General features: G+C 66.3%; 22 protein-coding genes. 14 read left to right on the top strand and 8 right to left on the bottom strand.

Annotation, left to right across the window (positions count from 1 at the left end; translation table 11 throughout):
- Window positions 1-25: 25 nt before the first annotated feature.
- Both E5CHR_RS08445 and E5CHR_RS08450 read left to right on the top strand, forming a co-directional pair.
- Window positions 26-2329: a catecholate siderophore receptor Fiu gene (locus E5CHR_RS08445; protein ID WP_162579268.1), complete on the top strand. Its 2304-nt coding sequence runs from the start codon at window positions 26-28 to the stop codon at window positions 2327-2329.
- Window positions 2330-2404: 75 nt separating this feature from the next.
- Complete coding sequence (locus E5CHR_RS08450) at window positions 2405-3085, top strand: Fe2+-dependent dioxygenase (protein ID WP_162579269.1); 681 nt, start codon at window positions 2405-2407, stop codon at window positions 3083-3085.
- A 28-nt stretch (window positions 3086-3113) separates the two neighbouring features.
- Here E5CHR_RS08450 and E5CHR_RS08455 read toward each other — a convergent pair whose 3' ends face one another.
- From E5CHR_RS08455 to E5CHR_RS08465, 3 genes are read right to left on the bottom strand one after another with little or no spacing between them, the layout of a single operon-like run.
- Window positions 3114-4097 carry a Bug family tripartite tricarboxylate transporter substrate binding protein gene (locus E5CHR_RS08455; protein WP_162579270.1) on the bottom strand — a complete coding sequence of 328 codons (984 nt, stop codon included), beginning with the start codon at window positions 4095-4097 and terminating at the stop codon, window positions 3114-3116.
- A gap of 32 nt (window positions 4098-4129) precedes the next feature.
- On the bottom strand, window positions 4130-4924 hold the full coding sequence (locus tag E5CHR_RS08460; protein ID WP_162579271.1) for an alpha/beta fold hydrolase: 795 nt from the start codon (window positions 4922-4924) through the stop codon (window positions 4130-4132).
- Complete coding sequence (locus tag E5CHR_RS08465; protein ID WP_162579272.1) at window positions 4921-5472, bottom strand: cupin domain-containing protein; 552 nt, start codon at window positions 5470-5472, stop codon at window positions 4921-4923. The genes E5CHR_RS08460 and E5CHR_RS08465 overlap by 4 nt, the downstream gene beginning before the upstream one ends.
- A 178-nt stretch (window positions 5473-5650) precedes the next feature.
- Between E5CHR_RS08465 and E5CHR_RS08470 the strand changes: the two genes are divergently transcribed.
- Window positions 5651-6559: a LysR family transcriptional regulator gene (locus E5CHR_RS08470; RefSeq protein ID WP_162579273.1), complete on the top strand. Its 909-nt coding sequence runs from the start codon at window positions 5651-5653 to the stop codon at window positions 6557-6559.
- 48 nt (window positions 6560-6607) lie between these two features.
- On the opposite strand, the gene E5CHR_RS08475 is transcribed toward E5CHR_RS08470, so the two are convergent.
- Complete coding sequence (locus tag E5CHR_RS08475; RefSeq protein WP_162579274.1) at window positions 6608-7582, bottom strand: LysR family transcriptional regulator; 975 nt, start codon at window positions 7580-7582, stop codon at window positions 6608-6610.
- 214 nt (window positions 7583-7796) lie between these two features.
- Between E5CHR_RS08475 and E5CHR_RS08480 the strand changes: the two genes are divergently transcribed.
- The 9 genes from E5CHR_RS08480 to E5CHR_RS08520 are packed head-to-tail and all read left to right on the top strand — an operon-like array spanning window position 7797 to window position 17618.
- On the top strand, window positions 7797-8720 hold the full coding sequence (locus E5CHR_RS08480) for an intradiol ring-cleavage dioxygenase (RefSeq protein WP_162579275.1): 924 nt from the start codon (window positions 7797-7799) through the stop codon (window positions 8718-8720).
- On the top strand, window positions 8720-10147 hold the full coding sequence (locus E5CHR_RS08485; RefSeq protein ID WP_162579276.1) for an amidohydrolase family protein: 1428 nt from the start codon (window positions 8720-8722) through the stop codon (window positions 10145-10147). Before E5CHR_RS08480 ends, E5CHR_RS08485 begins: the two co-directional genes overlap by 1 nt.
- A 7-nt stretch (window positions 10148-10154) precedes the next feature.
- Complete coding sequence (locus E5CHR_RS08490; protein ID WP_162579277.1) at window positions 10155-11264, top strand: maleylacetate reductase; 1110 nt, start codon at window positions 10155-10157, stop codon at window positions 11262-11264.
- Window positions 11246-12913 carry a GMC family oxidoreductase gene (locus tag E5CHR_RS08495; protein ID WP_162579278.1) on the top strand — a complete coding sequence of 556 codons (1668 nt, stop codon included), beginning with the start codon at window positions 11246-11248 and terminating at the stop codon, window positions 12911-12913. Before E5CHR_RS08490 ends, E5CHR_RS08495 begins: the two co-directional genes overlap by 19 nt.
- Before the next feature lie 37 nt (window positions 12914-12950).
- Window positions 12951-13946, top strand: coding sequence for a Bug family tripartite tricarboxylate transporter substrate binding protein (locus tag E5CHR_RS08500; protein ID WP_162579279.1), 996 nt, complete (start codon window positions 12951-12953; stop codon window positions 13944-13946).
- A 19-nt stretch (window positions 13947-13965) separates the two neighbouring features.
- Entirely contained in the window at window positions 13966-15402 is a 1437-nt protein-coding gene (locus tag E5CHR_RS08505) for an amidohydrolase family protein (protein ID WP_232061998.1), read from the top strand.
- Between the two features lie 37 nt (window positions 15403-15439).
- Window positions 15440-16444, top strand: a complete 1005-nt coding sequence (locus E5CHR_RS08510; protein ID WP_162579281.1) for a Bug family tripartite tricarboxylate transporter substrate binding protein — start codon at window positions 15440-15442, stop codon at window positions 16442-16444.
- Window positions 16445-16465: 21 nt separating this feature from the next.
- Entirely contained in the window at window positions 16466-17068 is a 603-nt protein-coding gene (locus E5CHR_RS08515) for an NADPH-dependent FMN reductase (RefSeq protein WP_232061999.1), read from the top strand.
- Window positions 17069-17105: 37 nt separating this feature from the next.
- Entirely contained in the window at window positions 17106-17618 is a 513-nt protein-coding gene (locus tag E5CHR_RS08520; RefSeq protein WP_162579282.1) for a nuclear transport factor 2 family protein, read from the top strand.
- Between the two features lie 61 nt (window positions 17619-17679).
- On the opposite strand, the gene E5CHR_RS08525 is transcribed toward E5CHR_RS08520, so the two are convergent.
- Entirely contained in the window at window positions 17680-19404 is a 1725-nt protein-coding gene (locus tag E5CHR_RS08525; protein WP_162579283.1) for an N-acyl-D-amino-acid deacylase family protein, read from the bottom strand.
- Between the two features lie 19 nt (window positions 19405-19423).
- Window positions 19424-20425 carry a Bug family tripartite tricarboxylate transporter substrate binding protein gene (locus E5CHR_RS08530; RefSeq protein WP_162579284.1) on the bottom strand — a complete coding sequence of 334 codons (1002 nt, stop codon included), beginning with the start codon at window positions 20423-20425 and terminating at the stop codon, window positions 19424-19426.
- Between the two features lie 195 nt (window positions 20426-20620).
- Here E5CHR_RS08530 and E5CHR_RS08535 point away from each other — a divergent pair, with 195 nt between their 5' ends.
- Together E5CHR_RS08535 and E5CHR_RS08540 are read left to right on the top strand one after the other, a co-directional pair.
- Entirely contained in the window at window positions 20621-21664 is a 1044-nt protein-coding gene (locus E5CHR_RS08535; RefSeq protein ID WP_162579285.1) for a LacI family DNA-binding transcriptional regulator, read from the top strand.
- A gap of 49 nt (window positions 21665-21713) precedes the next feature.
- Entirely contained in the window at window positions 21714-22574 is an 861-nt protein-coding gene (locus tag E5CHR_RS08540; RefSeq protein ID WP_162579286.1) for a VOC family protein, read from the top strand.
- A 38-nt stretch (window positions 22575-22612) separates the two neighbouring features.
- Here the strand turns inward: E5CHR_RS08540 and E5CHR_RS08545 are convergent, their stop codons facing one another.
- Window positions 22613-23359: a maleate cis-trans isomerase family protein gene (locus tag E5CHR_RS08545; protein WP_162579287.1), complete on the bottom strand. Its 747-nt coding sequence runs from the start codon at window positions 23357-23359 to the stop codon at window positions 22613-22615.
- 10 nt (window positions 23360-23369) lie between these two features.
- Window positions 23370-24350, bottom strand: coding sequence for a Bug family tripartite tricarboxylate transporter substrate binding protein (locus E5CHR_RS08550; protein ID WP_162579288.1), 981 nt, complete (start codon window positions 24348-24350; stop codon window positions 23370-23372).
- Between the last annotated feature and the right edge of the window lie 10 nt (window positions 24351-24360).

Consider the following 24360-nt stretch of genomic DNA (forward strand, 5'->3'; position numbering starts at 1 on the left):
CAATTTCAATCTGGAGGTTCCTCTCATGGCCTATATCAAGAGCCGCAAGCACGCAGTCGCGCGCGGCGTTCCCCCCTTCGGCACGGCCGCGGCAGCTGCGACGCTGATGGCATTTGCCTTGCCCGCTTCCGCACAAACCGCGGGCGGCGCCTCGACTTCAACCCTGCGCGAGGTGCGGGTCGAAGCCACGGCGGACAGTTTCAAGGCCGACCGCGTTTCATCGCCCAAGTTCAGCGAGCCGCTGGTCGACACGCCGCAGACCATCACCGTCATCAAGAAGGAAGTGCTGCAGGAGCAGGGCGCCACCACCTTGACGGACGCCCTGCGCAACACACCCGGCGTCACCTTCCAGATGGGCGAGAACGGCAACACGAGCACGGGCGACGCCGTCTTCCTGCGCGGCTTCGATACCTCCGGCAGTGTCTTCATCGACGGTGCGCGCGACATCGGGACCGTGACGCGCGACATGTTCAACGTCGAGTCGGTCGAAGTCGTCAAGGGTCCGGCCAGCGCCGACATCGGCCGGACCGCGCCCACCGGCTACATCAACCTCGTCAGCAAGGTGCCGGTGGCCGAGAACTTCTTCACCGGAAGCGTCGGCATCGGCAGCGGCGACTACAAGCGCGTCACTGGCGACTTCAACCGCGTGCTCAACGAATCCGGTTCGATGGCGTTCCGTCTGAACGTGATGAAGCAGGACAGCGGCGTCGTCGGCCGCGACTACGTCGAGAACAAGGGCTGGGGCGTTGCGCCTTCCATCGCCTTCGGCCTGAACACGCCCACGCGCGTGGTCCTGCAGTACCAGCACATCGACCAGAAGAACCGCCCCGACGGCGGCCTGCCGACCATCGGCCTCGACGGCTTCTATCTCTCCCAACTCTCGGCGCGCGGCGGCAATGGGCCGCAGGTCGACACCCGCAACTACTACGGCTACCTGTCGGACCACGACAACGTGAAGGCCGACATGTTCACCGCGCGTGTCGATCATGACTTCGGCAACGGCTTCAAGCTGCGCAACCTCACCCGCTGGGGCAAGACCGACCAGGACCTCGTGCTCACCGGCGTCTTCAGCAGCGGCCCGCTCACCCCCAGCGTGTTCAATCCGCTGACCTGGTCCACCCGTGTGCTGCCGCAGGGCAAGCTGCAGCGCAATGAGATCCTCACCAACCAGACCAACCTCACCGCCGAGCTGGCAACCGGGTCCGTGAAGCACACCATCAACGCCGGCCTCGAGCTCACGCGCGAAGAGCAGGACAACGGGACGTTGGCCGCCGTCATCAACGGGACCAACGGCCAACTGGTGAGCGGCACCTACCAGGCCTACAACAGCATGTACCTGCCGAACATCTACCGGCCGTTCGTGCCCGTGCTGCCGACCGGCGCATCGGTGGAGGGCAAGACCTCCACCGCCGCGGCCTACGTGTTCGACACCATGAAGTTCAACGAGCAATGGCTGCTCACCGGCGGCCTGCGCTTCGAGCACTACCGCACCAACTACTTCAGCCTCGGTGCGCCGGCCACCCCGGGCGGAGCGCAGACCGCGATGACGCAGGAAAAATCGGACAACCTCGTCACCGGCAAGATCGGCCTGGTCTACAAGCCCGCGCCCAACGGCAGCATCTATGCCGCCTATGCCACCGGCGCACAGCCGCCCGGGGGCAACTTCGCCTTCCAGACCACCGCCACGGCCAACATCAACAACCTGAACCTCGATCCGCAGAAGTCGAAGACCGCGGAAATCGGCACCAAGTGGGATGTGATGGATGGTCGTCTCGCACTGGCGGGCGCGCTCTTCCGCACCACCAACGAGAACGAGCAGGTCCAGGTCGACACCTTCGGCAACTTCGAGCAGTACGGCAAGACCCGCGTCCAAGGCGTCGAACTGAGCGCGGTCGGCCAGATCACGCCGGCCTGGCAGCTGATCGCCGGCCTCGCGCACATCGAGACCGAGATCCTCGAAGGCTCGCGCACCACGCCCACCCAGCAGGGTGCGCAGGTCCGCTACTCGCCCAAGCTCACCGCGACGCTGTGGACGAGCTACAAGTTCCAGAACGGGCTCACCATCGGCGGCGGCGCGCGCTACGTGGCGACGCAGCAGCGCGCGACCAGCAACGCGGCCGCCTCGCCGACCTCCTTCTTTCCCGAGATCCCCAGCTACGCCGTGTTCGACGCCATGATCGGCTACGAGATCAACAAGAACGTCTCGGTGCAGCTCAACCTCTACAACCTGACCGACAAGTTCTACCTGGCGCGCGTCAACAATGCCGGCAACCGCCTGGTGCTGGGTACGCCGCGCTCGGCGCTGCTGTCGGCCAACTTCAGGTTCTGATCGCCGGAGCGCGATGCGACACTCGGAGCCCCGCCCGCAAGGCCGGGGTTCTTTCGTTGATTGGAGGCCCTCCAGATGATGTTGCATGTTCCCGGCGTCCTCGCTCCCCAGCAGGTGCGCGAGTTGCGGGATGCGCTGGATGCCGCGGACTGGGTCGACGGCCGGGAGACGGTGGGCCCCCAGGGCGCTCGCGTCAAGCAGAACCGCCAGTTGCCCGAGCTTTCGCCGGTCGGCCGCGAGCTGGGCCAGGTCATCCTCGCTGCGCTGTCGAAGAGCCCGCTCTTCTTCTCTGCTGCATTGCCCCTGCGCTTCGTGCCGCCGCTCTTCAACCGCTACGAAGGCGGCGAGAACTACGGGCTGCACATCGACGGTTCTGTTCGCTCGGTCCCGGTCAGCAACATCCAGCTGCGCACCGACCTTTCATGCACGCTCTTCCTGTGCGAGCCCGACGAGTACGACGGCGGCGACCTCGAGGTGGTCGACACCTACGGCACGCACGAGGTCAAGCTGCCGGCCGGCGACCTCATCCTGTATCCCTCGAGCAGCCTGCACCGCGTGCACCCGGTGACCCGCGGCGCCCGCGTCTGCTCGTTCTTCTGGGTGCAGAGCATGGTGCGCGACGACCGGCAGCGCGCAATGCTCTACGAGCTGGACCAGTCGATCCAGAAGCTGCGCACGCGGGTGGGGGACTGCGAGGAGACGGTGTCGCTCACGGGGCACTATCACAACTTGCTGAGGATGTGGGCGGAGGTCTGAGCGCCGACCCCGTGCGCGAGCACACGTTTCAGGAATCGATGCGGATGTTGTTCGCCTTCGCGATCTTTCCCCACTTGTCGAACTCCTGGCGCGACAGCTTCGCGAATTCCTCGACCGAGTTGCCCACCGGCTGCAGGCCCAGCTCGACCAGCTTGCGCTGCACCTCGGGTACGCGCAGTACCTTGACGATCTCGGCGTTGAAGCGCGCGATGATGTCCGGCGGCGTGCCAACCGGCACATAGAAGCCTTGCCAGCCGTCGCCGTCGTAGCCCGGCAACAGCTCGGCCACGGCAGGCACGTCCGGCAGCGACGGGCTGCGCTGCTTGCTCGTGACGGCCAGCGCGCGCAGCTTGCCGCTCTTGATCAGCGGCACGGCCGTGGTCGCGGGCTCGAAGGCGAGCGGCATCTGGCCGGCCATGACGTCGGCGAGCGGGCTGCCCTTGTAGGGCACGTGCACCATCCGGATGCCCGCCATGTTGCACATCATCTCCATCACGACGTGCGGCCCCGAACCGACGCCCAGCGAGCCGTAGTCGACCGACCCGGGCTTGGTCATCGCGCGCGCGAGCAGGTCCTTGAGGCTCTTGTCTGGCTGGTTCGGGCCGGTGATCAGCACATAGGGCACCAGCGCCACCTGCGTCACCGGCGCGAAGTCGCGGAAGGTGTCGTAGGGCAGCTTGACGTAGACGTTGGGATTGATGCCCATGATCGAGTTGACCGTCATGAACAGCGTGTAGCCGTCGGCCGGACTCTTGGCCGCCACCTCGGCGCCGATGATGCCGGCCGCGCCGGCGCGGTTGTCGATCACGATCGGCTGCCCCAACGCGCGGCCCAACGGCTCGCTGATGATGCGCGTCACCACGTCCGGCGATACGCCGGCTGCGAACGGCACGACTATGCGAATCGGTTTCTGGGGCCAGGGGCCCTGGGCCAGCAACGGGGGCGTTGCGACGGCAAACGCCGTGGCACCAAGGCGGCCGAGCGCGGCGCGGCGGGAAAGAAAATGGGACATAGGGTCTCTCTTCGTTGTCGTTGAATCTGGAGTCAGGCCAGCCATTCACGCATTGCGCCGATCACCGCCGCGTGCGCAACGATGTGCGGATAGTGGCCCCCGCGTGCGAGCGTGAGGCGCCGGGCGTGCGGGTAGCGTGCGCGCACTCGCTCGCGCACCGCGGGCGCGATCACCGCGTCGTCCTCGCAATCGCACACCATGGTGTTCGCAATGCCAACAGCCGGCGGTAGCGCCTGCGCGCTCGCGACCTGCCGAAGGCGTGCATGGAAGGCGTGCGCCGGAAGGCCGTGATGGAGCATGTGCAGCTGCACGCTGCGCAGCAGGTCGTCGGGCCGAGCTTCGAAAGCGGCACGCCAGCGTGCGCGGACCTCGTCTCCCGTCGCCGCATCGAGCCAGGCCACATCGAAGAGCGGCGAGCCCGCGACGTCGGCGCCGTCCACGAACGTGTTGGAAAGCCAGAGTGCGTCGACCCGATGTGGAAAACGCAGCGCGAAAGCCTGCGCCCACCACGCACCGTAGGAAGAGCCCCAGAGCGCGACCGGCCCCGCGGCCAGCGAGCGCAGCAGCGCTTCGAGGCCTGTGGCCAGCGCGTCGGGTGCCAGACCGCCCGGGTAGGTCACACGGATCACGCGGCGCTCGGGCTCGAAAGCCTCTGCAATCCGCCAGGCCGTATCGCCGTTGCCGAGCGCGCCGGGCAGAAGCACCAGCGGCAAGGCGCCTGCGTCGCCTGCCGGACCACTGTCTCGGAACTGCCAGTGCGCACCGGCTTCGTCGATGAAGTCGTTCGGCGCAGCCAGCCTTGCGAAAGGCACAGCTTGCGTGGTCACGCCAACAGCCCTTCTTCGCGCAGCGTTGCCTTGGCCTTCTCGGTGAAGTCGGCCTCGGGCGCATTGCCGCCGATCACGAACATGAGGAAGTGCGTCTTGTGCGGCTCGTCATGCGTGATGTTCTCGAACCGCCGGTTCACGCCCGCCGGGAAGGAGCAGATGTCCCACGGGCCGACGTCGAAATATTCCTCCTTGCCGTCGAGCTCCCACGCGCAGCGCCAGGTGCCGGTGAGCGGCATGAAGGTCTCATTGGTGTCGTGGTTGTGCATCATCGGGCCGTTGCCAGGCTTGGCCTCGCAAAAGCCGAGGTTGAAACCTTCGCTGATGCGGATGGCAGCGTTCTCGGCCGCCTGCGCGCCGACCGGCGAGACCACATCGGCCCCGCCCTTGCCCTTCGGCGGCTGGAAGCCCACCGCGTTGTAGAGCTTGCGCACCGCACTCGGATAGCGGCTGTCCGGCAGCCCGCCGTCGAAGCCCTTGAGGTCTTTGAAGTAGGCGACGCGTTTGCGCATCTCTTCGCGGGTGAGGCGGATCTGGGGAATAGTCATCGGGCATCTCTCGTGTAGTGAAGGGATGTGTCCGAGTATTCGCATGCGTGCCGCCGCAGGCAATTGCAGCAGCTGATGACCGCCATCGGATTTCTGATGAAGGGTCAGGGTTTTCCCGCGCGCGCCGGGTCCGGCGGCGAAGCGCTTGGGTCACCGATGCCGGCGGCACAATGCGGTCATGCGGCTGCAAGACTTCGATCTGAACCTGCTGCGCGCCTTCGATGCCCTGCTGCGCGAGCGGCACGTCACGCGCGCGGCCGAGCGGCTCGAGATGAGCCAGTCATCCATGAGCGCTTCGCTCGCCAAGCTGCGCGATGTGCTCGGCGACGAGCTGCTGATGCGCTCCGGCACCGGGCTGGTGCCGACCGAGCTCGCGTTGTTGATCTGGCCGCGCGTACAGGACGCGATCGCCGCGGTGGAGCGGGTGATAGAGCCTCCGCGCTTCGATCCCACGACCGCGAGCCATACCTTCCGCCTGATCGTCATCGACTACATCGACCTGCTCATGATGCCGGCCGTGATGCGCCGCATCCGCCGCGAAGCGCCAGGCGTCAAGTTGCACGTCCTTCAGACCAATCCGCACCACTTCGGCGAGATGATGGCGGCCGGCGAGCTGGATCTTGCGCTCACCTATTTTCCGAATGCGCCCGACTACCTCAAGGGGCGGAAGCTGTTTTCGGATCGCTTTCTCGGCCTCGCCGCGAGCGGCCATCCGGTGCACAAGCAGGCGCTCGATGTGGCTGCCTTCTGCGCGCTGCCGCACGTGACCATCGAGCCGGTGTCCGCGCAGATATACAACGTGCAGATCGATGCCGCGCTGGAGCCTCATGGGCGGCGCCGCAATGTCCTGATGATCAAGCCCAGCTTTCTCGCGCTTCCGTTCGTGCTCGAGACTTCCGACATGGTGGCGAGCGTGCCGGCGCGGTTCGCGCGGCGGATGACGCGCATGGCCGCCGTGGAGCCCTTCGACCTGCCGCTGGAACTGCCGCTCTTCGATGTGCGCATGCTTTGGCATCCGCGCACCGACCATTCGCCGGCGCACGAATGGCTGCGCGCGCTGATGATCGATTGCGCGCGCGAGGCATGAGTCGCGGCGTCTTCCGCAGGCGTCGAAAATCCTGGCGGGCCCGAGCGCCTACGCAGCCAGCCGATGACGAGACGCATCCGCTGCCGGAGGCTTCCCCGCACCACGGTCGAAGCTCGTCCACTTGCGCTCGTAGTCCATGCGGTCGAAGTGCTCCACCATGAAGTCGATGAAGGCACGCACCTTGGCCGACATGTGGCGCCGGCTCTGGAACGCGAAGTTGATGGTGAGGTGCGGCATGTCCCAGTCGTCCAGCACGGACAGCAGACGGCCCGCCACCAGATCCTCGTAGAGGATGTACTTGGGCTGCACCACGATGCCCATGCCATCGAGTGCCGCAGCGCGCAGCACCTGGCCGTCGTTGGATTCCAGCAGGCCCTTGACGTGCACCGTGCGGGTTTCATCGTTGCGCCGGAAACTCAGGTCGTTGGGGTTGTTGCTGTACGTGTAGATCAGCATCGGCCGCTGCTGCAGCTCCTCGATCGTGGTCGGCATGCCGTGAGCGTCCAGGTAGCCGGGTGACGCAGCCAGGATCCTTCGCGTGGTGGCCAGCCGCCGGATGGTGATGTTGGAGTCGTTCTCGTACTCGCGCGTGCGGATGGCGACATCGATGTTGTTGTCGATCAGGTCGAAGTAGCGGTTCGCCGTCTCGACGTGCACCGTCACATTCGGATAGCGCTGCGTGAACTCTCGCAGGAGCGGCGAGATGTGATGCACCGAGAACGACAGCGACGCCGTGATGCGCAGCGTGCCGGTCGGGTTGAGCGTGGTGGCACTGGCGGCCGATTCGGCGTCGCTCATGTCGGCCAGCACGCTCTTGCAGCTCCGGTAGAAGGCCTCACCGACCTCGGTGAGCGTGAGGCGACGGGTGCTTCGCTGGATCAGCCTGGCCCCCAGGCGCTCCTCCAGCGCCGCGAGGTGGCGGCTTGCCGCTGCGTTCGACATGCCCAATGCCTCGGCCGCCCGGGACATGCTGCCCAGTTCAGACGTTTTCACCAATAGTTCGATTGCCGTCCAGCGGTCCACCGATGCACTCCTGCGGTTCGTTGCTTGCGAACTCCGCAGTTTCCCTCATCGGTCGTCATGCGCTGCGGCGGACCCCGCTCGGGTGCAAAGGGAAAACCCTGGGTTTTCCGGCTGGCGGAAACAAGCTTCCCGTCTATCCCACTGGTTCCGCGGCGCAGGCCTTCTTAAAGTCCGTCGCAATCGAAGCGAAGCGCCAGAGCACCAGGAGACGGTTGTGCAGAACCTGAACGAAGACAACATCACGCGCGCCGTGATCGCCATGCATGCGGGCGCCGAGAACGCCCGGCTTCGCGAGCTGATGACCAGCCTGGTGCAGCACCTGCATTCATTCGCACGCGATGTCGGGCTGACCGAAGCGGAGTGGTTCACAGGGATCCGCTTCCTGACGGACATCGGGCACATCACCACGGACAAGCGCCAGGAGTTCATCCTGCTGTCCGATACGCTGGGCCTGTCCATGCTGGTCACTGCGCTCAACAACAGGAAGCCTCAGGGTTGCACCGAGGCCACGGTGTTCGGCCCTTTCCACGTGGAAGGATCTCCTCGCATTCCGCTGGGCGGCGACGTGGCCAACGGGGCCCAAGGCGAGCCCTGCTTCGTGCGCGGCAGCGTTGTCGACCTTCAGGGCCGACCGGTGCCCGGCGCTGAACTGCAGGTCTGGCAGGCCGATGCGACCGGCCATTACGACGTCCAGTATGCGGCGGCGGGCGAGGGCGACCACGAGCACCGCGCCCGCGCCACCCTGAATGTCGACGCACTCGGCAAATTCCACTTCAAGACCATTCGCGCCGAGGCGTACCCGATTCCGCACGACGGCCCGGTCGGCAAGATGCTGGAGGCATTGGGACGCCACCCATGGCGCCCCGCGCACCTGCATTTCATGATCACTGCCCCTGGCTTCGAACGCCTGATCACCCATGTGTTCCGCAACGGCGATCAATACCTCGACTCCGACGCCGTCTTCGGCGTGCGCTCGTCGCTGATCGCCGACTGGATCGAACACCCGCCCGGTGTCACGCCCGACGGCGCGCGCAGTGCCATTCCGTTCTACACGCTCGACTTCCGCTTCGTGCTGAACCCGCTCCCGGCGGCGTCCGGCCGCGCGGCCGCAGCGGGTGCGCGCACGGCGCCGGTGTGATGCGACCGAACTCCACATCGGCGGGACGCACGTTCATCACGGGCGCCACGGTCGTCACCATGGACGAGGCGCTGGGCGTGCTCGAGGATGCCTGCGTGGAGATCGTGGCAGATCGCATCGCGGCCATTGGCCTGCCGCATGAAGGCACGCCCGCGGGCGCAGCCGATACGGTGATCGACGGCCGAGGGTTCATCGTGTTCCCGGGCTTGGTCAATGCTCACATGCACACATGGCAGACCGCGCTGCGCAGCATGGCCAGCAACTGGACCTTGCTGGAGTACTTCCGCTGGATGCATGCCGGCCTCGGGACACTCTTCGCACCCGAAGACATCGGCATCGGCACCTATGCGGGCGCGCTCAATCAACTCAATGCGGGTACGACCACCCTGGTCGACTGGTGCCACAACAATCCGACGGCGGCGCACACGGACGCGGCGATCGATGCCCTGGCCCGCAGCGGCATCCGCGCCGCGTTCTTCCACGGAAGCCCCAAGCCCGACCCCGCGCCGGGGCAGGCTCCGTTTTGGGAAGTGCCGCACCCTCGAGCCGAGATCCAGCGCCTGCGGGCCGACGCGCGCTTCGGCAGCGGCGGACTGCTCAGCCTGGGCATGGCGATCCTCGGCCCGCACTATTCGACGCTCGAGGTCGCGTTGTCGGACTTTGCGCTGGCCCGCGAGCTCGACCTGACCGTTTCCATGCACCAGGGCGGCGGCCCTGCCCGTGCGCCGGAGGGCTGGACCGTGCTCGCGCGCCAAGGTCTGCTCGGTCCCCGCGTGAACATCGTGCACGGCAATGGGCTGAGCGACGCCCAACTGGACCGCTTCGTCGAGTCAGGCATGAGTTTCTCGATCACGCCCGAAAACGAAATGACCCAGGGACATGGGCATCCGATCGTGGGACGGCTTCGCGACCGGGGCGTCGCGCCTTCGATCGGGGTGGACCTGGAATCGGGCCTGTCTGGCGAGATGTTCATCGCGGCCCGCATCGCCATGGTTCATCAACGTGCCCTCGACAACGCGGCATTCCGCGCCGCCGCAACCGGAGATGCCGTCATTCCCGAGACCACCACGATCCACACGCTGGATGCGCTTCGCTGGGCGACGATCGAAGGCGCCCGGATGCTCGGGCAGCAGGACCGCATCGGGTCCATCACCCCCGGCAAGCAGGCCGACCTGGTGCTGATCGACGCCCGGCTGCCCAACATGCAGCCGGTGCACGACCCCGTCAGCACTGTCCTGATGCAGACGAGCCTGGCGAATATCGATTCGGTCATGGTGGCCGGACGTTGGCGCAAGCGACACGGCGCGCTGGTGGACGATCACGGCCGAGCGCTCGATCCGCAGGCCTGGTTGCCGGCACTGCAGGCGTCGGGCCGGCGGCTGGCCGCAGCCGTGGGCTGGAAGCCCGCGCAACCCAAGGACCGGTGAGAGCCGCATGCCCTTCGATCACCCCTTCACATTCGTCACCCACCCATCGCGCGTGGTGTTCGCACCGGGAAGCCTGCATCAGCTGCGCCAGGAAGTCGATGCGCTGGGCGCGAGGCGCGCGCTGGTGCTGTGTACTCCGCGGCAGACGAACATTGCCGAAATGGCATCCACGTTGGTCGGCTCCGCCAGCGCCGGGATCTTCAGTGGCGCCGAGATGCACGTGCCGGTGGAATCGGTCCGGCGCGCCAGGCAATACGCCCGCGAGGTCGGCGCGGACTGCGCGGTCGCTGTCGGAGGAGGCTCGACAGTGGGCCTCGGCAAGGCCATCGCGTTGGAATCAGGACTTCCGATCATTGCTGTGCCAACCACCTATGCCGGCTCCGAGATGACGCCGATCTACGGCATGACCGAGGCGGGGGTGAAGAAGACCGGACGCGACCTGCGCGTGCTGCCCAGGACGGTGCTGTACGACCCGGTGCTGTCGCAGCATCTTCCTGTCTCGATATCGGTGGTCAGCGGCATCAATGCGATCGCCCACGCCGCGGAAGGCCTGTATGCCAGGGACGGCAATCCAGTGATGTCCCTGCTGGCCGAGGAAGGCATTCGAGCGCTCGCACAGGGCCTGCGTAGCATCCATCGCGCGCCGGCCGACATGGCCGCGCGCAGTGCCTGCCTGTACGGCGCGTGGCTTTGTGGCTCGGTGCTGGGGCACGTGGGCATGTCGCTGCACCACCAGTTGTGCCACACACTTGGCGGGAGTTTCAATCTGCCGCATGCAGAGACACACACCGTGGTTCTGCCCCACGCGCTCGCGTACAACGCGGCCGCCGCGCCGGAGGCGATGGCCCGGGTGGCTGCAGCCATCGGGGCGCCAGAGGCGGCCACCGGGCTTTACGACCTGGCGCTCGAACTGGACGCACCGACCTCGCTGCGTGAGATAGGAATGCCGAGAGAAGGCCTGGGTCGGGTCGTGGAACTGGCGCTCGCCAATCCCTACTGGACTCCGCGCCCGCTGGAAGCAGAGGCACTGGCAAGACTGCTCGACGACGCCTGGACAGGCGCACGGCCAAACGATCAGAAGCCCCCGGACGGACATGTATGGAACACGACTTCCTGATCGTCGGTGGCGGTACGGCCGGCGCCGTCCTGGCGGCGCGTCTTTCGGAAGACCCGCGGCATCGTGTCCTGCTGGTCGAGGCAGGGGGCGATATCGCGCCAGGCAAGGAGCCCGCCGACATCCGCGATGCCTTCCCGGTCTCGACGCTGAATCCGGACTACTTCTGGGACGGCCTGACCGCGACGGCCAGCGACGGCGGCGTGCCGGTGCCATACCCGCAGGCCCGTGTCATGGGAGGCGGTTCGAGCATCAACGGCCTTTACGCGTTGCGCGGCATTCCGTCGGACTACGCACGTTGGGCGAAAGCCGGCGCCGGAGATTTCTCGTGGGAATCGGTGCTGCCCTATTTCCGGAAACTCGAGGGCGACCGGGACCGGCAGGACGGTGCCGGCGGGTTGCATGCCATTGGTCGCACACCCAAGGAACAATGGCCGGCCTTCGTCCGTGCGATGGAACAGGCGGCGCAAAAAGCCGGGCTGCCCTTCGTGCCTGATATCAACGAACAGCCGGGCGACGGCTTCTTCTCGATGCCCAACGCCATCGATGGGGAAGAGCGGGTCACCACGGCGGGCGCCTATCTGACCGCCAGAACCCGGGCCCGGGCGAATCTCGAAATTCTCTCGAACGTGCAGGTCACCCGCCTGTGCGCGAGCGACGGCTGTGTCTCCGGGGTGGAAGCAATACGTGGGGGTGCATCGCTTCATCTGCGTGCACGCAGCGTCATCGTCTCCGCCGGCGCGATCCATTCCCCGGCGCTTCTCCTGAGATCCGGAATCGGACCTGCCAGCGAGTTGACGTCCATCGGCGTTCTCCCGGTGCTCGACCGGCCTGGCGTCGGCCGCAATTTGCAGAATCACCCGTACATGTTCTTCGCACTCACGCTGCCACGCGGCAAGCGTGCCCGGGCCGATCTGCGACGCTTCGCCCTCGCAGGCCTGAGGTCGTCATCGCGAATGCCCGGCTCTCCGCCAGGCGACCTCTTCAATTTCATCATCGGGCGAGTGAGCGGAGAGTCCTATGGCCCCGACTTCGCGCTTGTGGGAAGCGCCCTCTACGCCCCGGAGTCGCGCGGCTCGGTCAGGCTGAAGAGCGCGGACCCGTCAATCGGACCGGACATCAACTTCCGCTTCATGTCGGACCCGGCCGATCCGCCACGCATGGTCCTGGCCGCGCGGCTGGCCGAGCAGCTGTTGCGTGATCCCGGTGTCGCCGCTCAGTACCACGAAGCATTCCTGCTGCCCGGCGCGCTGGCGGTGAAGCAATTCAACCGGCCCGGACTGGCTGGAAAATTGCTGTCGATGGCGGCCGAAGCCGCTGCCAACTCGCCCGCCTTTCTTCGCCGGACGATCTTCGGCCGCGCGTTCAAGAGCGGGGCACCCGCGATCTGCCGCGGTGGTGGCGCCCAGATCCCGGACCAGCGGATCCTGTCCTCCATCAGTCCGATGGGGCATCCCGTCGGCACCTGCGCCATGGGCCGCGGAGACGATCCGATGGCGGTCGTCGACGAGGACTTTCGCGTGCACGGAATGAAGAACCTGTTCGTGGTCGATGCCTCCGTGATGCCGGTGATCCCGAGTGCGAACACCAATCTTCCGACAGTGATGCTTGCCGAACTCGCGGCCGAGCGTGTAGGGCGCGAGCCCCGCTGAACACCCATCGATCCACACAAGCCCAAGGAGCCAAGACATGAGACATCCGACACGACGCAGCTTTTGCTGCGCGCTGGCTGCAGCCACCGTGGGCGCAGGCGCGGGTTCGTTCACCCCGAGTGCGCACGCACAGACCTATCCCGCCAAGCCGATCCGCATGATCGTGCCTTGGCCTGCGGGAGGCAGCACCGACGTCCTCGGCCGCGCATTGGGCACGGAAATGGGAAAGCAGCTCGGGCAACCCGTGATCATCGACAACCGATCCGGCGGCGCCGGAAAAATCGGCACCGCGCTCGCGGCGACGTCGCCCGCGGATGGCTACACGATCTATCTGGGGACCATCGCCAACTTCAGCGTGGCGGCCGCCTACGAGCCTTCGCTGCGGTACGACCCGATCAAGGACTTTGCGCCCGTCGCCTACGTCGCCGACTCTCCGGCCATGCTCGCGGTCAGCAGTTCGCTGCCCGTACACAACCTGAAGGAACTGCGCGACTACGCCCGGACTTCCGGGCGGCAACTGACCTACGCGAGTGCCGGCGAGGGAAGCGGCTATCACTTGATGGGCGAGCTGTTCAAGCTCCAGTCGAAGCTGGACCTGCTCCACGTCCCGTTCCAGGGAACTCCGCCCGCCGCGACAGCGGTGGCCGCCGGCCAGGTCGACATGACTTTCGATGCAGCCGGATTGAAGCCCTTCATCGAGTCCGGCAAGTTGCGCCCGATCGCGGTCACCGGCAAGGAGAGATGGGCCTTCGCTCCCGATGCCGCCACATTCGCGTCCCAAGGTGTCGACAACCTCGAAGGCAACAGCTGGTTCGCCATCTTCGTGCCCTCCGGAACCCCGCAGGAGTTCATCCTCAAACTGAACGGCGCTATCAACAAGTCGCTCGCCTCGCCGGAGCTTCTGGGTGTGCTGAAGGTGAATGGCTACATCCCCGTCGGTGGCACGCCGGGTGCACTCGGCAGCATGGTGGCCAAGGACATGGCGAAATGGAAAGACGTGGTGCAGACGGCCAATCTGCGCGCCGCCCGGTAATGTCGAAAGTCATTGGCTGATGAACAAGCAACGCATTCTGTTCAAGGGCGCGACCCTGCTGCCGATGGACGGCAAGTCCGAGGACCTGCCAGCGGGAGACCTGCTGGTCGAAGGCGACCTTATCGCGGCCATCGCCCCGGAGCTGCACATCGATGATGCGGAAGTCATCGACGCATCAGGCATGGTGATGTGCCCTGGCTTCGTCGACACGCACCGGCATACATGGCAAACGCCGCTGCATGGCGTTCGGACCGACTGGAATCTTCTCGACTACATGACGTACATCCGCGGCATGTACTGTGTCTGCTACGAGCCCGAAGACGCGGCGCTTGCCAACTGGGTCGGTGCACTCGAAGCGCTCGATTCAGGCATCACGACCCTGGTCGATCACTCGCACCTGCAGGTGTCCGAGGCGCACTCGGACGGCCTGGCCGAGGGCATCATCAAGTCGGGCATCCGGGGAATCTTCTGCTACGGCACCTACAGGAATCTCGTCTACACGCCGGGGCAGCCAGACCAGGACCTGCCCCGGCTCCTCGCGGATGTGAACGGTCCCCTCGACGAGTGGCACAAGCAGAACGCCGCCCGGATCCGCGACAAGTTCTTCAGCGACGATTCAGCCCGGGTCCGCTTCGGAATCGCCTCGCGCGAATTCGAAACGCTTTCGGAGGCGGGATCCATGCTCGATGAGCTGCGTTGGGCCCGGACCTTGAAGCCGGCGCGCATCAGCATCCACGTGGGGATGAGCGCCCGCGAGCCGCTGAATGTGGTGCGGGAACTGCACGACGCGGGCGAGATCGCCCCTGATCTGCTCTTCGTGCATGGCAATCACCTGACCGACGATGAACTCCGGATGGTCATCGACGGCGGAGCGTCGATCAGCTCCGAGATCGAGATCGAGATGACGTATGGAGCCTATCCCGTCGTCAACCGGTTCACGTCCATGGGTGGGCAGTCGAGCATCGGCGTCGACGCGACGATCGACCTTGCCGGGGACATGTTCGGGCCCATGCGGGCGCTCCTGAACGTGTGGCGGCTTGAGCGCTCGCTGAAGAATCCGCTCAGGATGACCCGGAAAGTGCATCAGAAGAAAGTCCTGGAGATCGCAACCGCCCACGCGGCCAAGGCCATCGGCCTCGGTGACATCACCGGCTGCCTCGCTGTCGGGAAGAAGGCGGATCTTCTGCTGATGAGAACCGACTCGCTGGGACTCGCGCCCATGTGGGACCCCTATGCGGCGGTGGTGAACTACGGACACCCCAGCCTCGTCGACACCGTGATGGTCGACGGAAGGATCGTGAAACGGCATGGCAAGCTGGTCGGCGTCGACTGGCCGGCGGTACGCAGGGAACTCGAGCGTTCGAGGGCCAACATTCGCCGACGCTTCTCCATGATCCCCGAGCCACCGATTCGCGACAGGTGGACCCAGGGCTTCCGGATCGACATCACCGACTGACAGGCCCTCCAAACACTCGCTCACCCAGATACCCGACATGACCAATCCATTCAAACTCGCGGCAAAAATCGCCTCCTCCTGCGTCCTGGCATGGATGGCCTTCAATCCTGCCTTCGCGCTTGCGCAGTCCTCCCCGTATCCGAACAAGCCGATCCGGCTGGTGATCCCCGTTCCTGCGGGTGGGCCCACCGACGCCTTGGGGCGGCGCGTTGCACAGTCGCTCAGCGAGACACTCGGACAGTCGGTCGTCGTGGACAACAAGCCCGGCGCGAGCGGAACCATCGGCAGTGCCGAGGTGGCACGCGCCGCGCCGGATGGCTACACCTTGCTCTTCTCGAACTCGGATGTGTTCATCAACGTCACCGGCGTCGTGAAGAAGATGCCTTACGACCCGCTGCGCGACTTCACGCCTGTCTCCATCGTCTGCCGCTACGGCGTGGCGATGATGGTGCGGCCCGGCATGCCGGCTCCCGGAGGCCTTCCCGATCTGCTCAAGTACATCAAGGACCACCCGGGCAAGGTGACCTACGGCTCCTGGGGGCCCGCCACCTACCCGCACCTCATTGGCGAGGCGCTCGGAAACCGGGCAGGCGCAGCGCTGGTGCACGTACCCTACCGAGGAGCTGCCCCTGCACTCCAGGATCTGCTCGGCGGCAACATCGACATCGCGTTCCTGGGCACGGCAGTGGCGGCAGGCTATGCACAGAAGGGACAGGTCAGGCTCGTCGCGGTCACGGGCGAACGGCGCGATCCTGTCGTGCCCGACACGCCGACGTTTTCCGAACAGGGAATGACCGACAGTCTCGTGCGCATGTCGCCCTGGATCGGCATTGCAGCGCCTGCGCGAACGCCCGACGCCATCGTCAAGAAGCTGCAGCAGGCCGTGGTCACCGCCATGGCGACGCCGGAGGTTCGCCGGACCTTGCGCGATCTCAGCATGGAAGCCGTGGCCTCGACACCCGCCGAATTCGCCACTCAGCTGAACAACGATTTTCCGCTGATGACGAAACTGATCCGCGATGCTGGCGTTGTCCCGGAATAGGCCGCCACCCGACTTCATTTGATGCAAACCACACGACTACCGAGAGCTGAATTGAACATGACCCAACTTGACATCGTCGGACTGTGCGGAAGCCTGCGTGCAGGCTCGATCAACCGGATGGCCCTCAACCTGGTCGGCCGGTCCATGCCGCAAGGCATGACGCTCGACACGGTTGAGCTCCGCGACATCCCCTTTTTCGACGGGGATGTTCTCGCCAAGGGCTTTCCGCCGTCCGTCCTGGCGCTGCGGGAGCGGATTCGCAAGTCCGATGGCGTGGTGATCGCCACGCCCGAGTACAACTTTTCGATCCCCGGGGTGCTCAAGAATGCGCTGGACTGGGTCAGCCGCGGCGACGACCAGCCGTTCGCCCACAAGCCCGTCGCGATCTTGTCGGCCTCGCCGGGCCCGCTCGGAGGTGCGCGGGTCCAGTACGACCTCAGGAAGGTCATGCTGTTCATGAACGCACAGGTGCTGGCCAAGCCAGAGGTCTTCATCGGTGCCGCGTCGGGGAAGTTCGCACCGGACGGGAGTTGTACCGACGAGGCGACCCGGAATTTCGCCTCCGACCAGATGGCTGCTTTCCAGCGCTGGATCGCTGGCGTGCAGCGGATGGCTCTTGCTTGAGCCGCACCGAGACTCACAGTCCCCACAGGAGCAAGGAATGTCCCAGGATGATCTCGCCGCGCTCAAGGCGCGCGTGCAGGAACTGGAGGATCGAAACGCGATCCTCGACACGCTGATGCGGTACGGCAGTGCCCTCGATTACGGTGACGTCGATCGTCTGGTGGACTGCTTCACCGAAGACACCGTGCGCGAGACCCGCCGGCCGGATGGGACCGTCAACCGGTGGGAGGGCGGTGCCGGCACCAGGGAGTTTGCGACCACCCATTCGCATGCGCCCGACAAGTACCACAAGCATCTCGTGCTCAACAGCCTCGTCGAACTGCACGGCGACACCGCGAACGTCGAAAGCTACATGTTCCGCTTCGACGCGAGCGACGGCGAGCGGTCCTTCGTCTGGGGCATGGGCCGGTACCTGGACACGATGAGGCGAGATCCCGACGGCCGCTGGCGCATCATGCGGCGGGTGACCTACATCGAGGATGAATGGCCAGGTCGTTCGCGACCTGCAACGGGTCTCGTGTCGGCAGAGCCGGCTGCGTCGCCAAAGTAGAAGGAACAGCAGCTGCCGCCGTGGCTGGCGCCTGGCCTTGCCACCGCGGCAGAGGCCGAAGCTACGCCAGCGCCTGCGGCCCGCGTATCAACCCGCCCGGCAGCGCACCGGTCACCTGGCCGTTCTCCATGATCGTCTCGCCCCGCTTCAGCGTCGCGCGATAACCCTCGGCGGTCTGCACCAGCCGCCGCCCGCCTGCCGGCAGGTCGAAGGCCACGTAGGGCGGCGGCAGGCGCAGGCGGTCGAAGTCGATGATGTTGATGTCCGCCAGGTATCCCGGGGCGAGCAGGCCACGATCGCGCAGGCCGTAGATGGCGGCGGTGTCGCGGGTCTGGCGCTGCACCATCAATTCGAGCGGAAGCGTCGGACCACGGCGACGGTCGCGCGCCCAGTGCGTGAGCATGTAGGTCGGCATGCTCACGTCGCAGATATAGCCGCAGTGCGCGCCGCCATCGGCCAGGCTCATCATCGTGCGCGGATGCTGCAGCTGCGTGTGCAGCTGGCTCAGGTCGTTGTAGGCGTAGTTGAAGCTCGGGAAGTAGATGATCCCGCGGCCCTCGTCGGCCATGAGCATGTCGTACGCCACCTCGAGCGGCACGCGGCCCTCGCGTTCGGCAATGGCGGCGATGCTGCTCTCCGGCGGCGGCTCGTAGTCGGGCTCGCTGCCCAGCGCATACATCTTCTGGAAGCTCTGGGTCAGGTAGGCGAGGCGCGTGTCGTACTTCGCCGCACCCATCAGCGTCTCCATGTCGGTGAGCTGCGCGCGCACTTGCGGGTCGCGCAGGCGGGCCAGCTTCTCGGGCCAGGGCAGCGGCGCGATCTGCTGCCACAGCGGATGCGACATGAAGGGATGGGTGGACCCCAGCCACGCCATCAGGATGCCCGCCGGCCGCCCAGCCACCGCGCCATACAGCGGGATGCCGGCCTTGTGCGTGTCGTCGAGCGTCGCCAGCAGCCGGGCCCAGGTGTCGGGCGTCTGGTCGGTCTGCACCAGCGCGAAGGCCACGGGCAGCCGGTTCTCGCGCGCCACCTCGGTGAGCCACGGCACCTCGGTTTCCATCTGGTAATGGTTGGAGGTCATCTGGAAGACGCCGTGGCCGACTTCGCCCAGCGTGCGCGCCAGGCCGAGGATCTCGTCCGGCGATGCGAAGGTGCCGGGCGGGTACTTGCGGCCGTCGTACTTGTGGATGATGGTGCGGCTGGTCGACAGGCCCAGCGCACCGGCGCGCAGGCCTTCGCGTGCGAGCGCCACCATGGCACGGATGTCGTCCTGCGTCGCCTCGTCGTGCGTCACGCCGCGTTCGCCCATCACATAGGCACGCAGGGCCGAATGCGGGATCTGGGCGCCCACGTCGAGCGCTCGCGGCATGCGCTCGAGCGCGTCCAGGTACTCGGGAAAGCTCTCCCAGTCCCAGCGGATGCCCTCGGCCAGCACCGTGCCCGGGATGTCCTCCACGCCTTCCATGACGCTGATCAGCCACTCGCGCCGATCGGGCTTGACCGGCGCGAAGCCCACGCCGCAGTTGCCCATCACCACGCTGGTCACGCCGTGGTCGGTCGAGGGGCTGAGGTAAGGGTCCCAGGTGGCCTGGCCGTCGTAGTGCGTGTGCACATCGACCCAGCCGGGCGTGACGATGGCGCCGTCCGCATCGATGGTGCGCCGGGCCGGGCCCAGCTTGTCGCCGATCTCGGCAATGCGGCCGGCGGCGATGCCGACATCGGCCCGCCGTTGCGGCGCGCCACTGCCGTCGATCAAGGTGCCGCCGCGAATGAGGGTATCGAACATGGGTGTCGGTCTCTTTCTTTCAATCGAGCTTGATGTTGGCGCTTCGGATGACTTCGCCCCACCGCTCGCTGTCGCTCTTCACGATGGCGGCGAACTCGGGCCCGCTCACGCCCGAAGGCTCGTTGCCCTGGGCCTCGATCAGCTTGAGCATCTCGGGCATCCGCGCCACCTTGGCAAGCAGCGACGCCACCTGCTTCGCGAGTGCCGGGTCCATCTGCCCGGGGCCGAAGATCCCTTGCCAGCCCACGATGTCGAGGCCTTTCACGCCCTGCTCGGAGATGGTGGGAAGGTCGGGCAGGACCGAGACGCGCGTCGGCGTGGCAGCGCCGATGCCCTTGGCCTTGCCGGCCTTGATGAGCGCAACGGCGCTCGCGGTGCCGTCGAAGTACAGGTGAACATCGCCACTGACCAGCGCCCGCGACGCATCGGCCGTTCCCTTGTAGGGGACGTGCACCATCCGCGTCCCGGTGCGCATCTGCAGCAGTTCGCCGTTGAGGTGCGACGTGGAGCCCGCGGAGTACGAGGCGTAGTTCAGCTTGCCCGGGTTGGCGCGCGCATAGGCCACCAGCTCCTGCACGTTGTTGACCGGCGCCGACGGGTTGGCGATCAGCACAGTCGCCGACTTGACCATCTGCGCCAGCGGCGTGAAGTCGCGCACCGGGTCGTAGGGCAGCTTCGCGTAGAGGTGCGGGTTCTGCGTGTGCGTGATGACGATCGTGTAGAGCAGCGTATGCCCATCCGCCGGCGCGCGTGCCACTTCCTGTGCACCGATGAAGGTGCCGGCGCCTGGCTTGTTGTCCACGATCACCGGATGCCCGCCGAGTTCGTCGCCCATCAGCTTCGCGATCACGCGCGCGGTCGTGTCCGAGCCGGAACCGGCGGGGAAGGGCACGATGATGCGGATCGGCTTGCCGGCGATCGGCCAGGACGGCTGGGCAAGGGCCGGCAATGCGAGCGCGGCACCAGCGACGAGCGCGCCTTGGAGCAGCAGGCGACGTGAGGAAGTGGGAGCGGTTTTCATCGGGGGTCTCCAGAAGGTGGGGCCCTGAAACGCAAGGCCCGGGCGTCTTATGCAAGCGCTTGCATTGAGCTTAAGGCGATGACGCAGAAGATGTCCACTAGGGGATTTCCCTGAGAGAACCAGGAATTGAGCGCCGGCGCCGGCCTTGCTGCTGCAAGCGCTTGCAAATTCGTATGATCAGCGTGCTCGCACGCCATGCCGAATTCACTCCGCCCATCGTCCCGCGCCGCCGCATCGAGCGCCCGCTCGGCCTCCCTGGCCGACGTGGCCGCGCTCGCGGGCGTGTCCACGGGCACCGTCTCCCGTGCGATGTCGAAGCCGGAGATGATCAGCGAGGCGACCCGGGTCCGCGTGATGGAGGCGGCCGACCGGCTGGGTTACGTCGTCAACGGTGCGGCGCGCGCCCTCGCGATGCGGCGCACCAAGACCATCGGCGCCGTCGTTCCGCGCTTCGGCAGCTCTTCCTTCCCGGCCATGATCCAGGCGCTGGAGGCCACCCTCGCCGAGCAGGGCTACACGCTGCTGCTGTCGGCGCCCGAGGGCCGGCGCGAGAAGGAGCCGGACATCCTGCGGGCGATGCTCGAGCGCGGCGTCGATGCCGTGGCGCTCCTGGGCACCGACCAGCCGCCGGCCGTCCTCTCCATGCTGGCGGCCCATCGCACGCCCTATGTGCAGATGTGGGCGCCGCCCGGTTCGGGCAGCGACGCCGTGGGCTTCGACGAGCATGCGGCCGGTGCGCAGGTGGTGGCCCACCTGGCTGCGCTGGGGCACAAGCGCATCGGCTTTGTCGGCGGCCGCAGCAAGGACAGCGAGCGCGCCCGGCACCGCTTCGAGGGCCTGGCGCTTGCATTGGCGCGGCACGACATGGCGCTCGACGAGCGCGCCATCATCGAAACGGAGTACGGCTTTGCGGAAGGCTTCACCGCCATGCAGGAGATCCTGGGGCGGCGCACGCCCGTGACCGCGATGGTCTTCGGCACCGACTACCTGGCGGCCGGCGCCCTGGCCGCGCTCGACCAGGGCGGCATCGCGGTGCCGCAGGCGCTTTCCGTGGCAAGCTTCAACGACAACGACTTCGCGGCGTACCTGCATCCGCCGCTGACCACGGTGCGTTTGCCCATCCGCGAGATCGGCGAGGCGGCGGGCCGGCTGCTGCTGGCGCGGCTGGGCGGCGAGCACTTCGAGCCGCCGCCAATGCACGTCGAGCTGATCGTGCGGCGCAGTACCGGGCCGGCCTGACATTCAGCGCCGGCATTCGTCACACCAGGAACCGAATGGAGCAAAGATCATGACCCAGGGAATGTTCGATCGTGAACTTGGAGACACCGGCAACATCGTTGCTCTCGAACACGTCAATCTTGCAATCCCCGACCAGCAACTCGCAACCGTCTTCTATGTGATGGGACTGGGCCTGACGCGCGACCCCTATCTCTTCACCGGCACCAACAACATGTGGATCAACATTGGCCGCAATCAGATTCACATGCCGACCGGCGCGCCGATGGTCTTGCCCGGCACCCTGTCGCTGGTGATGCCGCACCACGAAGCCCTGCTGCAGCGATTGGCGGGCGTGTCGGAGTTGCTCGCCGGGACTCGATTCACATTCGAAGCGCGCGCCGACCACGTTGCCGCCACCTGCCCGTGGGGCAACCGATTCCGCATCTTCGAGCCCTCGGAGCGCTTCGCACGCGCGCGCCTGGCTTTGCCGTGCGTCGAACTCGATGTCCCGCGTGGCACGGCCGCGGGGATCACGGCGTTCTATCGGGAGATCATGGGGGCCCGCGCAACGGTGGACTCGGACAGTCAGGGCGCATCGGCGCGCGTCATGGTCGGCCCGGGCCAGACGCTGGTATATCGGGAAGGGGACGAAACGATCGTGCCGTATGACGGCCACCATATACAGATCTATGTGAACGATTTCTCGGGGCCGTACGAGCGCCTGCGTGCGCGAGGGCTGGTCAGCCAGGAAGACGATACCTACCAGTACCGGTTCCGCCAGATCATCGATCCCGCGACGTCGCAGCCGCTCGTCATGCTCGAGCACGAGGTGCGCAGCCTGCTGCACCCACTCTATGGCCGACCGCTGGTGAATCGCGATCCGCGTGTGACCAACCGGAACTACGTGGCGGGTTGCGAAAGCTTTCGCTAGGGTCGTGGAAACCCGTTCAAGATGAGGGAAGTCGCGATTCAGGCGAGCAGTGCGCCTGCACCGGGAACAACGGGTTCGAGGTCGAGGTGATCGAGCATGCGCCGCACAGTGCAGACCGCGGTCGAGACGGTCCGGATGCCAAGCATGTCCTCGATGCGCTGGATGGCGGGCAGGGATGGCATTTGCACGCACGCGGATGCCACCACGACGTCGGCGCCGCGTGTGTCGAGGCGCCGCACGTCGTCGATGAGCAGCATCGGATCGCGCAGCCCGACCTCGAGGTTGTCGGGGATCTCGAAGCAGATCGAGTCGATCACCTCGATGCCTTCGTTTTCAATGTACTTCACGACCAGATCCGTGAGGGGCCGCATGTACGGCGCCATGATCGAGACGCGCCTGGCGCCCAGCGTGTTGAGGCCGTCGATCAGCGCACCAGCCGAGGTCATCACCGGTGCGATCGACTGGTTGGCGCGCGCCACTGCCGTCAGCTCGCCCTCGGTCTCCCGGTGGTAGCCCAGTCCCATCGCCATGATCGCGACCAGGCAGGCCGTGCTCATCACGTCGACCCGCGCGTCGGCCAGTTCGGCTGCGCAACGCAGGCTTTCCTTGTTCATAGCCTCGAGTTCTTCCTTCGTCACCTTGTGCATGCGCATGCGGCTCGAGTGGAAGGTGAAGCGCTCGGGTCGAATCGCTTCGCGCGCGCGCAGCATCGCGGGCACCTCGGTCTCCATCGTGGTGTTGGAACTGGGCACGATTTGCCCGATCCGGAAGTTGCGGGTCGTCATGAGGTTTCTTTCAGTCCAATGAAATGCTGGCGCGCTTGACGATGTCCGCGAAGCGGCGGGTATCGGCGGCGGCGACACGCGTGATCTCCGCAGGTGCCGCGCTCCAGGGATCGAAGCCGAAGCCAGCGAAACGCGCGCGCACTTCCGGCTCGGCCAGGGTCTTCGCCACGCTCGCATTGATGCGGTCGATCACTGGCTTGGGCGTTCCCCTGGGTGCGTAGAGCGCGACCCACGTGCGCAATTCGAAGCCGGCCGGGCCGCCGGCCTCTGCGACGGTCGGCACATCCTCGTAGCCGGCCAGTCGTTTCGCGCCGGCATAGGCCAGCAGCCGGACCTTCCTGGCGCGGTAGAGCGGATCGACGGTCGCCGCCGTACCGAAGGCCCAGTCGACTTCGCCGGTCGCGACTGCCGTGTACAGCTGCGGCAGCTCCTTGAAGGGAACGTGCATCATTTCCGTGCCGGTGGTGCCCTCGAGCTGGGCCGTGCCCACATGGGCCACGCTGCCGATGCCCCAGCTGCCAAAAGTGACCTGCCCCTTCTTCGCCTTGGCGGCCGCGATCAGGTCGGCCATGTTCTTCCATGGCGAGTTGGCGCCGACGACGACGAAGAAGTTCGTCGAATACAGCGGCGTGACCGGTTCGAAGTCTTTTACCGGATCGAAGGGCAGTTGCTTGTAGAGGTTCGGCTGCAGCGTCATCGGCGTGGCGTCGACGACCAGCAGGGTGTGGCCGTCGGGCGCCGCACGCTTGACCTCGCCGAGTGCGAGCCAGCTGTTGGCACCGGGCTTGTTGTCGACCAGTACCTGCTGTCCCCATTCGCGGCCAAGCTTGTCGCCGACGCTGCGCATCACGGCGTCGGGGCCGCTGCCGGCGGAGTAGGGCAGCACGGTGCGAACGGGTTTGGCCGGAAAGGTCTGTGCGGTGGCGGCGGCGGCAACAACCAGGCACAGGGCACCTATGCCCGACGGCAGGGCAAGAAACAACGAGTTCATGGCGATGATT

The organism is Variovorax sp. PBS-H4 (assembly GCF_901827205.1).
In the GTDB taxonomy this organism is placed as follows: domain Bacteria; phylum Pseudomonadota; class Gammaproteobacteria; order Burkholderiales; family Burkholderiaceae_C; genus Variovorax.

Coding starts and splice junctions, on each gene's coding strand:
- E5CHR_RS08500 (WP_162579279.1), top strand. CDS start 12,951: ATGAGACATCCGACACGACGCAGCTTTTGCTGCGCGCTGGCTGCAGCC.
- E5CHR_RS08490 (WP_162579277.1), top strand. CDS start 10,155: ATGCCCTTCGATCACCCCTTCACATTCGTCACCCACCCATCGCGCGTG.
- E5CHR_RS08465 (WP_162579272.1), bottom strand. CDS start 5,472: ATGACTATTCCCCAGATCCGCCTCACCCGCGAAGAGATGCGCAAACGC.
- E5CHR_RS08515 (WP_232061999.1), top strand. CDS start 16,466: ATGCAAACCACACGACTACCGAGAGCTGAATTGAACATGACCCAACTT.
- E5CHR_RS08485 (WP_162579276.1), top strand. CDS start 8,720: ATGCGACCGAACTCCACATCGGCGGGACGCACGTTCATCACGGGCGCC.
- E5CHR_RS08530 (WP_162579284.1), bottom strand. CDS start 20,425: ATGAAAACCGCTCCCACTTCCTCACGTCGCCTGCTGCTCCAAGGCGCG.
- E5CHR_RS08510 (WP_162579281.1), top strand. CDS start 15,440: ATGACCAATCCATTCAAACTCGCGGCAAAAATCGCCTCCTCCTGCGTC.
- E5CHR_RS08505 (WP_232061998.1), top strand. CDS start 13,966: ATGAACAAGCAACGCATTCTGTTCAAGGGCGCGACCCTGCTGCCGATG.
- E5CHR_RS08535 (WP_162579285.1), top strand. CDS start 20,621: ATGCCGAATTCACTCCGCCCATCGTCCCGCGCCGCCGCATCGAGCGCC.
- E5CHR_RS08450 (WP_162579269.1), top strand. CDS start 2,405: ATGATGTTGCATGTTCCCGGCGTCCTCGCTCCCCAGCAGGTGCGCGAG.
- E5CHR_RS08545 (WP_162579287.1), bottom strand. CDS start 23,359: ATGACGACCCGCAACTTCCGGATCGGGCAAATCGTGCCCAGTTCCAAC.
- E5CHR_RS08495 (WP_162579278.1), top strand. CDS start 11,246: ATGGAACACGACTTCCTGATCGTCGGTGGCGGTACGGCCGGCGCCGTC.
- E5CHR_RS08470 (WP_162579273.1), top strand. CDS start 5,651: ATGCGGCTGCAAGACTTCGATCTGAACCTGCTGCGCGCCTTCGATGCC.
- E5CHR_RS08445 (WP_162579268.1), top strand. CDS start 26: ATGGCCTATATCAAGAGCCGCAAGCACGCAGTCGCGCGCGGCGTTCCC.
- E5CHR_RS08540 (WP_162579286.1), top strand. CDS start 21,714: ATGACCCAGGGAATGTTCGATCGTGAACTTGGAGACACCGGCAACATC.
- E5CHR_RS08520 (WP_162579282.1), top strand. CDS start 17,106: ATGTCCCAGGATGATCTCGCCGCGCTCAAGGCGCGCGTGCAGGAACTG.
- E5CHR_RS08455 (WP_162579270.1), bottom strand. CDS start 4,097: ATGTCCCATTTTCTTTCCCGCCGCGCCGCGCTCGGCCGCCTTGGTGCC.
- E5CHR_RS08525 (WP_162579283.1), bottom strand. CDS start 19,404: ATGTTCGATACCCTCATTCGCGGCGGCACCTTGATCGACGGCAGTGGC.
- E5CHR_RS08550 (WP_162579288.1), bottom strand. CDS start 24,350: ATGAACTCGTTGTTTCTTGCCCTGCCGTCGGGCATAGGTGCCCTGTGC.